Source organism: Vibrio gazogenes (genome assembly GCF_023920225.1).
Taxonomy (GTDB): Bacteria; Pseudomonadota; Gammaproteobacteria; order Enterobacterales; family Vibrionaceae; genus Vibrio; species Vibrio gazogenes.
In genome coordinates this window covers 15,319-29,039 of the sequence record NZ_CP092588.1, presented here as the reverse complement: position 1 = coordinate 29,039, position 13,721 = coordinate 15,319, and the positions used below count along the sequence as shown (strand labels likewise).

The following is a 13,721-nucleotide window of genomic DNA, read 5'->3' as shown; positions in this document are numbered from 1 at the left end:
GAGCTGACCTTTTCTATTTTTCCATCACTTATCAACAATAAAGCCTTGGAATACATCAATAAAGTGTTCAGCCAGAAAGTCTAGCTGCTCTTGTGTTTCTATCCTTGACGCTACCGTTGTAATGTCTAGGTTATGCGCGGCTCTTGAAATCGACGCAAGTGTATATGTCTGTTTCTCATCTTTCAGATTATGCGTGAATAAATAGTCCAGTTTCACGTAATGTGGTCTGAATTCGTTGAGGTAATCCAATGTTTGGAAATTTCGGCCATAGTGATCGACACCAAAGTCCGCGCCGGCATCCCGAATGGCATGGCAGAATAGTGCTGTATAGTTGGCGTTTTCGATGAAACAGGCTTCCGGAATTTCAAAATGGAATCGTTTCGCGACCGATAGATTCTGCGTCAGTAACTGAGATATCCAGCGAATAAAGCTTGGATCTGAAATACTGTTGCCGGAAATGTTGACCGCCAGAATGTCCTTACCGTTTTCGTCCCGAGCTAATTTGTCGAACATCTGCTGAATCACATACTCATCGAAAATATGGCTGACGTTAAGTTGCTCCAACGCAAACAGGTATTGTGGCGCACTGTATCGTTGACCATCTTTTTCGATTGAGGAGAACACCTCTTTATGTAGTTCCTTACCATCCTTGTCACATGCAGCCTGAAATCGAAAACGAACCAAATCATCTTTCATTGCTTGATCAACCAGCGTTTTCCACTGCTGTTTACCCATGACTAAGCGATTCTCGTTACTATTAATATAGCTATATGGCTTCGTCCGATCCGCTTTTGCGGACGCCAAAGCATTATCCAGCAGCGACAGAATGTTGGAGGTTGTGGTTTTAGATTCATTCAGTACTAATCCCAGATAAGCTTCCGGAGATACGATCCCCGTCGGATCCGGTGTCATGTCTGAGACACAGTTTATAATATCTTCAGCAATGGTCTGAATTTCATCATCTTCAGCATGAGGGAAGAGAAAGGCGAATTCATTACTTGATAGGCGTGCAAGGATCGTTCCCGGTGCATTCACCGACAGTTTGAGACGTTCTGCCAGTGTTTTTACTTGCATGTCTCCGCTCTCGTAACCCTGAACATCATAGCTTTCTTCGATGAAGGTTGCCTGAAGCATTGCAACGGCACCGTATCCACCTTCACTTAACCAGTTTTCCAACTGATTCATATAGTAAGAACGATTCCCCAGTTTTGAGACCGGATCGAGATAAGCCCGATCTCGTAGTTGTTGCGCTTCTCTTGCCTGAGCCATAAAAGCCTTTTCAATCTGAGAAGACATCTGGTTGATCCCATCAACGACATGGATGAGGTCTTTCGTCATGGGCGGAGGTAATGGCTTACCAAACTGGCTGCGCGCAACCTGCTCCATTTTTATCACTATCGCATGAAGTGGTCGTAGAGAGTGTTTGATAATCAGCGAAATTGCGATCAGTCCGAATAGGAAAACACAGCCGAAAACAATGCTCAGTCGAATGAGGGCATCCCATAGCTGCCGATATGCTTCGCCCGGATGGCTAACAATTTCTACCTTGGCGAGCTGCATCCAGCCACTGGTGACCACACGGCTTTCATGGATTGGTTTAAACAAACCAAAGTGAGTGAACCATTTCGGGACACCGTTTGGTGTAATGGGATAAGTGCGCACAATCGCTGGCCGCTTATCGAAAAAGGTTAATTTGACCAGCGAATACGTGCTGCCATCAAACAATGCATTGATAACCGACTCGGCTGAAACCGTGTCTTTATCTTCCAAATACGGAGCTAGTGCCAGCCCGACAGTGTTGATGGTGTTGCTGACTTCTGAACGTTGCTGTTGTTCAAGGTTGCTGCGTGTCGTATTAAATTCAATAATAAATACAGAACTAATCAGCAAAATAAACAGCGCAATCATTCCCATAACGATTTGCTTGTAAAGAGTCATATTTCCCTACCCATCGTAGCTAATTATCGGTTTATTCAAAATGAGTTCCCGTTCCCGATTCCTTAAGTCATTCCACAGACTCAAACGAGATGAGTCGCCCGCCAACTGACTATTTTTCGATTTCATCAGCCATAGATTCCGACCATTGAAACTGTAGATCGGCAATAAATCAGTTCTGCGTCTTGCTGGCTTGATTTGAGGTATCAGATTATCGAGGATGAGAGGCTCTGCATCTGGTGTTTTGTAATAGGCCAGAACCATGTGAAACTGATTGAGTTTAATGGCTTTAACATAGACTAATCTCAGTTTACTGTCCGGTATGCCAATTTCTCTGAGAGAGAAATATTTGGCAATCGTAAAATCTTCACAATCACCGGCATTGGCTCCCAGAAATTCCAGCGGTGTTGCCCAGTAATCTTGTTTACCCCATAACTTAATATCGCTGACGAAGTAGAGCTGATTGAAAAAGGCATTCACTTTTTCCAGTTTTTCTTGTGTTGAGAGCGGTTTATATTCGGCCAGAGCATTTCGCCAAGCGGCTACTCGTTTTCCTGCCCGCTCACCGTAAACTCGGGTGACGGCATTTACCCACTTCTGTTCCGTGGTATCAAGGGCCTGTAATGACGATACCATCAGTATTAATAGCATTGAGATGACTGTCAGCCAGCGTTTCATAATGCCTCTATTTTTCTGATCGGATTGTTCATGGGCAGATATCGGCTCCATTATTCTTTCAGTGCGTTTTCCTGTGCACCAAGTATCGGCTGTAAAAGATACTCCATCACGGTTCTTTTCCCGGTGATGATATCTACTGATGCGGTCATTCCCGGGATAATAGGGAGGTCTCCATCATGATGCAATGTGGTGGAAAACGTCCTGACCCGAACAATATAGAAACTGTTGCCCTCTTCATCCTGAGAGGTATCGGCACTGATGTGTTCAAGTGTGCCTTCCAATCCGCCATATTTACTAAAGTTATAGGCACTAAATTTGACGATAGCATGTAAATTCGGACGAAGGAAAGCAATGTCTTGAGGGGCAATTTTTGCTTCAACAAGTAATGTATCTTCTGAAGGGACAATTTCAACAATATCCATCCCCGGTTGAATCACGCCACCCACAGTATTGACATTGAGTGTTTTGACCGTGCCGTTGACTGGAGAAACGACCACCGTCCGGTTGACTCGGTCTTCCAGCCCGACTGCTGACTCGGTGAGCGCTGATAGCTTATCCTGAGCTTGATTTAACTTGTCCTGCTGTTCGGAGCGGAAGGTTTGTGCGGTATCGATACGGCTATACATCGCTTCTTTGAAAGCCGCTTTTGCCAGTGGGATTTTTAATTGGCCAGATGTCATATCTCGGCGGATATCATTCACTTGTCGTTGTAATTTTAGAATCTCGATCTCTGGTACAACGCCTTCTTTTGCCAGTGGTTCAGTCATTTGTAGCTCTTTTTGAACATACTTATAGCTTTGCTCCAAATTCGCGACTCTGGCTTGTAATTCAATCAGATCCTGATTTTTTTGTTTGATTTGTTGATCGACGACCGAAAGCTGGTTTCTCAAATTATCCAGTGACTGCGTGTACTGTGCTTCTTGTCGTTTCACTAATTTGGCTTTTTTTTCAACCAAGGCTTGGGGGAATTTCAAATGATGGTAGGTTACGACAACATTTTTCTGCCAGTTGGTTTCGTCGAATTTTTCATTAATTTGCACACTGTTAATGGCGGTGGACAGTTGGACGACGTTTGCTGTTAAGTTGGCAACCTCCTGCTCTCGCTCGCGGTAATCGGACAAGAAGCGAGTTTTATCAAGGAGTATCAGTTGTTGGCCTTTTTCGACGTGCTGACCCTCTTTGACCAGAATTTTTTTGACCAGCCCGCCTTCTAAGTTTTGGATGACTTGAACTTGGGAGGAGGGGATGACTTTCCCATTTCCGACAGTGACTTTATCTATTTCAGCAAAAGATGCCCAAATGATTGCAGTAACAAAAAAAACAACCATAACCCATAACATAATCCGAGCACTATTGGGGGTATTCAGCAGAAGTGCCGCAGTTTTATCGTCAACATATTCCAGTTCTTCTGATGAAAGCTCGCTGTAGCTGTCTTTACGCATCAAGACATCCTATTCGGTTCGGATTACTCTGTTGATTTTATTACTAGTCTGATGAAATGTTAAGAATTGGCACCAGATAGATGCTGAAAATCGCTGAATTCCTCTCTTTTCGTTAGAAACTGTACCATACCTTTACGAGATTGCTTGGTTTTTCTGAAAATTGTTGCCGTTTTGTCGGGGGAGTAATGTGACACTTGTCTTATCGATATGAAAGGCGCACAATCACGAAAAAAACGCAGGAGCGCTCATGAAACTCTCTGATATTCGTCGAGAATATATTCAAGGTGGTTTGAGAAAAAAAGATTTAATACAGAATCCTTTTCATCAATTCGAGCATTGGCTACAACAGGCGATTGATGCCAATATTTCTGATCCGACAGCCATGACAGTTGCGACAGTTGCTCCCGATGGTCAACCTTTTCAGCGGATTGTATTGCTGAAAGATTCTGGTGAACATGGGTTCATTTTCTATACCAATCTGGGTAGCCGTAAAGCACAGCATATTGAACACAATAATCGCATTAGTCTTCATTTTCCGTGGCATATGTTAGATCGTCAGGTGCATATCACCGGACGGGCCCAGAAACTTTCAGCGATGGAAAATTTTAAATACTTTTCCTCTCGTCCGAAAGATAGTCAGTTGGCTGCCATTGCCAGCCATCAAAGCCAGCGAATCTCTGCCCGGGGTATATTGGAAGGGAAGTTTCTGGAGTTAAAGCAAAAGTTTACCCAAGGAGAAATTCCTGTCCCTAGCTTTTGGGGAGGGTATCGCGTGATTCCTGAGAGTTTCGAATTTTGGCAGGGTGGGGAACATCGTTTGCATGATCGGTTCCTTTATTCTCAACAAGAGATGGGTCAAGGTGGCGAACCGTGGGAGATTAACCGATTGGCACCTTAATCTATTGAGCTTGTTATCGCCCTCATTAACCATCAGATGGCAACAGATACAGAAAAGGGAAGCAATGGCTTCCCTTTTTGGTTTGGTCGGTAAATTATTCTTACTCTTTAATGTCTCTTACAACTCGAAAACCGATGTAATTAGCGGCTGTTGATGGCTCAGAGAAGAGTTGGCTATAGACCACTGCATTGAGTGGTGAGAAACTCCAAGCTCCGCCTTTAAGGAGACCTTGAGGCGCGCTGGTCCATTCCCAGACGTTTCCGATAACGTCATACAGTCCGAGAGGATTAGCAGGGAATGATTTGACCGGAGATGTGCTTTTGTTTGCCCAGAAAGAGCCACTCCACCCGGTATTGGCTAAGCCGGTAGCAAAATCATCGCCCCACCAGTAGTCGGTTTGAGTACCAGCCCGAGCTGCAATTTCCCATTCATCTTCCGTTGGGAGGCGGTATTTAAACCCTGTTTGTTTTGAAAGCCAGTCTGTAAATGCTTTCGCATCATTTTGGCTGACGCAAACAACCGGAGATTGCGAAGATTGTTTAAATCCTGGATTACGCCAGTAATGGCCAGACTGGGGGGTCATTTGGTTATTGATCATCGCCACACACGTTTTCATCAATTCTGCATCTGAACGGTAATTGGTCTGAGTGACAAATGCTTTGAACAGTCCAACGGTGATGGGGGTTGATGAAATCGCGAAAGCATGATCAAGGAACACTTGGGTCGATGCATGTTCCCCGATAAAGAATTTCCCTGGCGTTATCGTGACCAACTCGGGCCCTGAGAGGCTTGGTGATAATGCATCCGCAAATGCATAGCCAGTTTTCAACTGATTATGCTCTTCTTTCAAAACAGCCCGAAGTTGGCTGTCTGACTTCAGATTAACCTCTGTTTGATACGGAATATAACCTGTTTTTTCGATCCGGACCTGATGAACACCTTCCGGTAGCGTTAATGTCAGTGGTGTATGACCATAACGAACATCATCAATGATCACTTGGTCGTCATATAGATTGGAACGAAGTGTCAGATTAAACCAAGCGACTTCCTGCTGAATTGGTTGTTGATCATCAATGATACAGTACTGGGCATCAATATCTAAAAGTTGGCAAGGCGCTGCATTGCTAGGCCGTGCTCCCAACCGCGCTTCAACAATGGTTTGATACCGGCTGGCATCAGAGAAACCCGACTGAATTGTCTGATGCTGAAGGACATGAATATTCAGGGACGCTTTCGAAGCATGTTTCATTGCCGTTGGAGACTCGCTAACACTGTTCAGTAAAGATGTCTGGAACTGTTTGACAGCTTTTTGCAGAGCCAGTTTTATGGTTTGTTGTTCACATGCGGCAATTGTCATTGATGGGTGACAACGGTTGGTGAAGCTGACTTTCTCCACCCCTTCTTTTAACAGTTCGATCCTCAAACGTTTTGCCCGGGCTTTCAACTTATTTCTCTGGAGATCGGCAATGTTCTTTTTGAGTAGAGAAACCTTTGTTTCCTGATCTTTGAGTAACCCTTTCTGTTCTTCCAGTTGGTTATCCATATCAAACAAACTCTTCTGATTTTGCTTGTATTTTGACCATGCATTTTGGTAGGTAGACTGATAAGCGCTGATATCCAGTTTGGGATCCGAGATCATCTTTTGATAGGCATTTTCCAAATCTTTTTTTGTTTGGTTCAGCTTGGCTGAAAGTTCCTTATTTTGTTGATGAAGTCTGTTGAGCTCGGTGTGTTGGTTTGCGACAGTCTGTTGTTTTTCTTGTAAAACTTTCTGGGCTTTTTCCAGCTCAGTATTTTTACTGAAAAGTGCATCGTCAATTTGGTTGACTAAAGGTGCGGCTTCTTCTGGCAATGTCGCATCCTCAGCAAAAGCGCTGAATGATACGAAACCAAGCAGGAGGGTTGATAATAGAGCAGTTATTCCTTGTCGCATGCTTTTGTACTTCAATGTTGGATCGTCAAGTCGTCTGATCGATTGTAAACGAAAACGCCATTCGACCATAAGTCATATATCAATAACTTACAGACAAAATGGCGTCGTAACCATATCTTTGTGAATCGTACCCAAAAAATAATTCACAAATTGGCATTTAGCTTTGCTTATTCGGACGAAGTTTGACCCATACCGTATCATTACTATTGACTGTAATGACTTGATTATATGTCTCATACCCGTCTTTGGACACTGTAAACTGATGGCGACCGTGTGGTAGAACAATCTCAACTGGAGTACTACCATAACTGACTCCGTCAATCGTCACAGAATCTTGATACTGGTCAGAGCGGACGGTTATGTTTGCCCACTGCTTTTCTTTTTTCGGCTTATAGTTTTTCTGTCCTTGCAGACAGTACCGTGTTGATACACCCAACAATTTACATCCGGTAGTTGTTTCTGGCCGAGCCTGAAGTTGTGCTTGAATCTTCGTGTAGTAATCATTGTTACCCTGAAAACCGCTCGACAAAATCTGGCTATCCTGAATTGATACATTCAGATCGATATTTTTAAGATTTTGCTTGGCGATGACAGACTCTGTCAGATTATCGAGTAGTTTATCCTGAAAGGCGGAGACTGCTTTCTGTTTGGTTAGATAAACACCTTGATTCGCACATTCACCCAACGTCATCGTCGTAGAACACGTTGTCTTATAGTTCGCTTCAATCGTGTTGCTATCCATCAACTCAGCATTAATGCGTTTGACCCGAGCTTCAACCCGAGACTCTTTCAGGTTGTCGAGCTCACTTTTCAGACGGGCTTGCTTCTGTTTGAGCTGGGAAACACGCATTTCACTTTCAGTAATCGTCTGTTCATTATCCAGTCGAGCTGCCTGATTTTGCTTTAACTCATTCCAGACTTCCTGATACTTTTTCTGAAAGGTTGTTAAATCGATGTCCGGATCTTCGAGAAGTTGGCTATATTGTTTGTCCAGATCGGATTTGGCACGATTTCTTTTCGTTTCCAGCTTACCGCCCTCGCGTTTCAAACGGTCTTGATCATTTTTCAACTGCTGGAGTTTCGTGATCTCAGTATCGTACTTGGATGAAATAGATTTTATTTCACCTTGCTTTGTATCTATTTTTGCATCAATCGTCGCAACAGGATCAGTCTGTGCGACATTTGCTTCATCAGCATATACAAATGCTGGTCCCAAAAGAGGGATAAGCGCCAATACGAGCGCTGGGATGTGACGTACTATCATAGGTCCCTGCAACAATTTTTAACGTTTAGCCACAGTAACTCTGTGGAGAAGACAATGACTCGACAACTAGAAAAATAATGAAGTAGCTGTCTCATAATTCTTACTCTATTGGAAGCATGAATAACACAAAATTTAACTTAGGTCTCTGATTTTGTATATTTTAAACATGCAACTTCCATTTTGAGCCGAATGAGAAAATATGCAAGTACTTCACCTCAATCTCTGCTCTGGTTTGCGCTTGAACAAACATTCTCCGTAATTTATGTGCACTTGATCATTGTTCCGGATTTCGCTCAAACGCTCAGCGTCATACTCTTTCGAGATTTATCAACATGCCTAATATACATGAACGGCAATTATTTTCACGGAATTAGTTACAGATTTGGATTCATCATTTCTGATAATCATCTGTATGCTTATCTTGTGTCGTTGTGTTTGAAAAAATAGCGGTTCTAAGGTAAAAATCAACTATTCATATGATTGATACTATATTGCGTATCGCAATTGTCGCACCGGATTTTGAGGAGGATGTGGGATGTCTATGCAAAAAAAAGCTTCCTTATCGGTGTCCGATCAAACGCCGACGCCGAGACCGGCGGAAGTGATGACGTTGCCATCGGGGATGGATTGCCATGCTCATTTTTATACACAAATTGTCGTATGCCTTAATGGAATGACGGAATTTGAAATTAGTGGCTATGGTAACCGAGTTGGCCCGGGGCAGGGGTGTATTGTCCACGCGGGAGTCAACCACGCTTTCGGTGGGATTGTTGAAAGTGCTGATATCATGGTTCTCAATTTACCGTTTTTTGCGACAGAAGCACCACTGATGATGCAACAATTCAATGATCTGTCGAATTCTGGATGCTATTTTTGCCTCGATGAACCATTTAAGAATCTGATTCGAATTCTGGGGCAGGAGATTGCCACAGCTCCGGAAGATTATCTGCTGAGTCAGGCTTGTCATGATACGCTCGTCTCGATCTTACCTCGTCATATCACCGGTTATGTTCCACACGTCAAAGAGTCTCGCTTCGATATGGACATCATTGATCATTATATCGATCGAAATATAGGACGACCGATCACGGTTGCCCAACTTGCCGGCCGTGTTTTTCTCGGAGAAAGTCAATTCCACTCACATTTTAAAGCAACGACTGGTGTCACACCGTATCAGTATGTGTTGGATAAGCGAGTTCAAATGGCAAAACGGCTCATTCAACAGGGCGGATATACGCTGGGACAGATTGCGGATGTTACCGGTTTCTCAGGGCAGAGCTCTTTCTCTCATGCATTTATTCGACTCGTTGGCCTATCCCCGTCTGCTTACAAAAAACGTTACCAAAAATAAGGCGTTGATCCTAAATCAACCCTACCATCGTTTTTTCTTTCTTATTTGTTTCCCACACCATTGCTGATATGGACTGATCCGTTTGGGTCTGTTTTTCAGCGGTCTTAATGTGTTTATATCTTTCGCTGTTCGCTAAAAAAATATGTCGATACGTTAGTTTAATTGATGTGATTGTGTTTTTAATTTGTTAAATATCGGAGCTTTTCACAAAAAAAACGGAGTTTTTGACAAGTAATCCTCAGATGCCCAGAATACACTGCTAGCTATTGTAAAAAGCCCATTCGGGATGACGTTGAGGGAAAACGCATGTTTACTGCAAATGATGTGTTGAAGTCGGAGTTTGTTGAGCAGCCACTGAACAAACTTTGGGCACTTATCTCGCCATTATATATGGCTGATGAGTCACAATGGCTACAGGAGTTGTTACCGCTGGCAACACCGACTAATCAAGAAAAACAAGAAATCACGGACAAGACGACTCAGTTGATCAAGGCAATCAGAGCCGATAAGAAGTCGGTGCAAATGATTGACGCGCTGCTTCTGGAATATAGTCTGGATACGCAGGAAGGTATTTTGCTGATGTGCCTTGCAGAGGCGCTGATGCGTATCCCTGATGCTGAAACGGCAGATGCCTTTATTAAAGATCGATTGAGTGTTGCTGACTGGCGTTCTCATTTGAAGAACTCTGACTCGGTTTTCGTCAATGCTTCGACATGGGGGTTGATGATTACTGGCAAAGTGCTTGAGTTATCAGATATTCAGAGTACCAGCCCGATGCAGGCATTAAACCGATTGGTCAACCGTTTCTCAGAGCCAGTGATCCGTCAAGCGATGAATCAAGCCATGAAAGTCATGGGGCGCCAGTTTGTGTTGGGTCAGTCGATTGATGAAGCGCAGAAAAATGGCCAGTCAATGCGTGATAAAGGATATACATATTCTTTCGATATGCTTGGTGAAGCAGCACTGACCAGTGCTGATGCAAATAAATATTGTCAGGATTATCTGTCAGCGATTGAATCGGTGGGTAAAGCTTCTGGATCGGGAACGCTTCAGTCATCGCATTCTATCTCGATCAAACTGTCTGCATTGCACCCTCGCTATGAAGTCGCGAATCAGGAACGGGTCATGACCGAGTTGCTGGAGACGCTGGTGGTGCTGGTTAAACGGGCGAGAGAGTTTGATATTGGTATCTCGATTGATGCCGAGGAAGCCGATCGGTTGGAACTTTCTCTGGTACTGTTTGAGAAATTATACCGCCACGATGTTAACCGCGGTTGGGGTAAGCTGGGGATTGTTGTTCAGGCTTATTCAAAACGCGCATTACCTGCACTCACTTGGCTGACTGGTTTAGCAAAAGATCAAGGGGATTTGATTCCGGTCCGGTTGGTTAAAGGTGCCTATTGGGATAGTGAGATCAAGTGGTCACAGCAAAAAGGTTACGCAGGTTATCCGGTATTTACCCGCAAGGAAGCGTCAGATGTTTCTTATCTGGCCTGTGCTCGCTTTTTGTTATCGGAGCATGTCCGAGGTGCTTTATTTCCTCAGTTTGCCAGTCATAATGCTCAGACAGTGACCGCCGTTGCTGTGATGGCAACACACCATGATTATGAATTCCAGCGTTTACATGGCATGGGTGACGCACTGTTTCATCAGGTGATGGAGGCTTATCGCCCCGCAATCAGAATTTATGCGCCGGTGGGTAATCACAAGGATTTATTACCTTACCTGGTGCGGCGTTTGTTAGAAAATGGTGCCAATAGTTCTTTCGTTCACCGGCTGGTCGATGCCCGCTGTCCGATTGATTTACTGAATCGTCATCCTGTGGAGGCACTACAGGCGTTTGAAACATTGCATAATGCTGCGATTCCGTTACCGCTGGATATCTACCCCGACCGTCGCAATTCCTACGGTGCCAACATTGATATTGAAAGTGAAGCTGCCCCTTTTGAGCACAAAGTATCTGAGTATTTATATCAGCAATGGTACGCCGCACCGATTATTCAAGGTGAAGATCAATACGAAAGCATGATCAAGGAGAATGCCGTGGTGACTGCGGTTACTGTGCCTTATGACCATCGTATCGAGGTCGGAAACGTGATCATGGCAAATGCGCAGCAGATTACGACAGCGATTGAGATTGCACAGCAAGCGTTTCCTCAATGGCGGGACACTGAACTTGCTGTGCGGGCTGCTTATCTGACGCACTTTGCTGACCTGCTGGAATCACATTTGCCAGAGTTTGTTGCATTGTGTCATCAAGAAGCGGGTAAAACGATCCATGACAGTATTGATGAAGTCCGGGAGGCGGTCGATTTCTGTCGTTATTATGCCACTCAGATTATGCAACTCACCCCAACATCACATATCGGTTTCGATGGCGCCGAACGGCATACGCAGTATCTGGGACGTGGTGTGTTTGTCTGTATCAGCCCGTGGAATTTCCCCTTAGCGATTTTTGTTGGACAAGTGGTTGCGGCTTTGGCTGCGGGGAATACGGTGATTGCTAAACCAGCGGAACAGACGTCCCTCATCGCATTTCGTGCGATTCAACTGCTGTTGGATACGGGGATTCCTACCGATGTGATCCATTTGTTGCCGTGTAATGGTAAAGAAAGCGGTCACTTACTTACCTCTAATCCCTCGATTGCCGGTGTTGCTTTTACTGGTTCAACAGGAACAGCACAACAAATCAACCAAACATTAGCAGCAAGACCATGTGATCCGGTTCCTTTGATTGCTGAGACGGGCGGGCAAAACGCCATGATCGTTGATAGTACGGCATTGCCTGAACAGGTTGTGAGAGATGTTTTGCGTTCAGCATTCGCATCAGCCGGACAACGTTGTTCAGCGTTACGCGTGTTATTTATCCAAGAGGATGTCGCGGATCGGGTGGTGACATTGATTGAAGGAGCAATGCAGGAGCTTTCCGTCGGTGATCCAAAACTTCATCGTACTGACGTGGGGCCGGTGATCGATAAAGCAGCACAGCATCGGTTATTGGCGCATATTGAACATATGAAACAGACTCAAACTCTCATTGCTGAACTGGTATTGGATGATGAATGTGCGCATGGCATGTTTGTTCCACCAACGGCATTTGAAATTAGTGGGATTGAATGTCTGAAAGAAGAACACTTTGGTCCGGTATTACATATTGTTCGTTATCGGGCAAAAGATTTACCACATATTGTTGAACAGATAAATCAGACTGGCTTTGGTTTGACCTTAGGGATTCATAGCCGGAACGAAACAACGTATCGGTGGATTGAAGCGCATGCCCGGGTCGGAAACTGTTATATCAACCGTGATCAGGTTGGTGCTGTTGTCGGCGTTCAGCCGTTTGGGGGGCAAGGATTGTCAGGGACTGGGCCGAAAGCTGGCGGGCCTCATTATCTCTACCGGTTTACCCGCCCTTTTTATCGTGACACAGCGGTAAAACAGAGTGAAACAGCGGTAAAACAAGGAGCGGATCATGGTGAATAAAACAACACATTTTTCTGATGCTGCTTTGGCATGGCAGCAATGGAACTTAACCGATTTTAGTTCTAAAAGTGAGCATTTACTTCGTCTTGCCCAATCTTTGGAACACAATGCTGCTGACTTAGCTCAGGTCATCACTTATCACCTCAACAGTGCGAGAACACGGATTGCTGAGGGACAGCTTTTAGTCGGTCCGACAGGGGAGACAAACGAACTGTACTGCTCTGGCCGAGGTGTTGTCGTGCTTCTCCACAAGCAAAGTGGTGCAAATGCTTCACGGGCTGTCGTTGCCCAGTTAGCAGCAGCTTTAATTGCCGGAAACAGCATTTTACTTTGTTCGGATGATACGACGCTGAATTCACGTTTGGCGTCAGCATTGGAAAACAGTCGTTTTCCCATTCATCTGGTACAAATCGTGGCGGTTGAGGCATTTAATCAGATCATGACGTGCGACGTGCGTCAGGTCGGAATGATTTGTGAGCCGCAAGATGCTCGGCAGGTGAATCAACAACTGTCCAAGCGTCCGGGGGTGATTATTAGTCCGGTTATTGAAACGGATTTGGATCAGCTCCCGATGGCTCATGATGCAGCACTCGTGTTACGTTTCATCACGGAACGGACACGCACTATAAATATAACAGCGATAGGGGGAAATGCTTCTTTATTAGAAATGGGAAGCTCAAACCACTAAAACCTGCTTTCCCGTCGTCTATCTGTCTTTGGGCCGATAGACGTTCGGA

At 44.6% G+C, this 13,721-nt stretch carries 9 protein-coding genes; 4 read left to right on the top strand and 5 right to left on the bottom strand.

What is annotated here, in order from left to right; genetic code table 11:
- Positions 1-24: 24 nt before the first annotated feature.
- Genes MKS89_RS15770 through MKS89_RS15760 form a run of 3 tightly spaced genes read right to left on the bottom strand, consistent with a single transcriptional unit; the run spans position 25 to position 4,055 of the window.
- On the bottom strand, positions 25-1,938 hold the full coding sequence (locus MKS89_RS15770; protein WP_072954162.1) for a bifunctional diguanylate cyclase/phosphodiesterase: 1,914 nt from the start codon (positions 1,936-1,938) through the stop codon (positions 25-27).
- A 6-nt stretch (positions 1,939-1,944) separates the two neighbouring features.
- Positions 1,945-2,613 carry a transglutaminase-like cysteine peptidase gene (locus tag MKS89_RS15765; protein WP_072955039.1) on the bottom strand — a complete coding sequence of 223 codons (669 nt, stop codon included), beginning with the start codon at positions 2,611-2,613 and terminating at the stop codon, positions 1,945-1,947.
- A gap of 50 nt (positions 2,614-2,663) precedes the next feature.
- Positions 2,664-4,055, bottom strand: coding sequence for an HlyD family type I secretion periplasmic adaptor subunit (locus tag MKS89_RS15760; RefSeq protein ID WP_072954159.1), 1,392 nt, complete (start codon positions 4,053-4,055; stop codon positions 2,664-2,666).
- Between the two features lie 247 nt (positions 4,056-4,302).
- Here MKS89_RS15760 and pdxH point away from each other — a divergent pair, with 247 nt between their 5' ends.
- Entirely contained in the window at positions 4,303-4,953 is a 651-nt protein-coding gene (gene pdxH, locus MKS89_RS15755; protein ID WP_072954156.1) for a pyridoxamine 5'-phosphate oxidase, read from the top strand.
- A gap of 100 nt (positions 4,954-5,053) precedes the next feature.
- On the opposite strand, the gene MKS89_RS15750 is transcribed toward pdxH, so the two are convergent.
- Together MKS89_RS15750 and MKS89_RS15745 are read right to left on the bottom strand one after the other, a co-directional pair.
- Entirely contained in the window at positions 5,054-6,886 is a 1,833-nt protein-coding gene (locus tag MKS89_RS15750; protein ID WP_072955036.1) for a formylglycine-generating enzyme family protein, read from the bottom strand.
- Between the two features lie 157 nt (positions 6,887-7,043).
- On the bottom strand, positions 7,044-8,150 hold the full coding sequence (locus MKS89_RS15745) for a PEGA domain-containing protein (protein ID WP_072954153.1): 1,107 nt from the start codon (positions 8,148-8,150) through the stop codon (positions 7,044-7,046).
- A gap of 535 nt (positions 8,151-8,685) precedes the next feature.
- On the opposite strand from MKS89_RS15745, the gene MKS89_RS15740 reads away from it, so the two are divergent.
- The 3 genes from MKS89_RS15740 (at position 8,686) to MKS89_RS15730 (ending at position 13,672) form a co-directional block, all read left to right on the top strand.
- A complete protein-coding gene (locus tag MKS89_RS15740) occupies positions 8,686-9,501 on the top strand; it encodes an AraC family transcriptional regulator (RefSeq protein WP_072954150.1) in 816 nt (271 codons plus the stop codon).
- 306 nt (positions 9,502-9,807) lie between these two features.
- Positions 9,808-12,984, top strand: a complete 3,177-nt coding sequence (gene putA, locus MKS89_RS15735; RefSeq protein WP_072954147.1) for a bifunctional proline dehydrogenase/L-glutamate gamma-semialdehyde dehydrogenase PutA — start codon at positions 9,808-9,810, stop codon at positions 12,982-12,984.
- Entirely contained in the window at positions 12,974-13,672 is a 699-nt protein-coding gene (locus tag MKS89_RS15730; protein WP_072954144.1) for a 1-pyrroline-5-carboxylate dehydrogenase, read from the top strand. The genes putA and MKS89_RS15730 overlap by 11 nt, the downstream gene beginning before the upstream one ends.
- Positions 13,673-13,721: the final 49 nt, after the last annotated feature.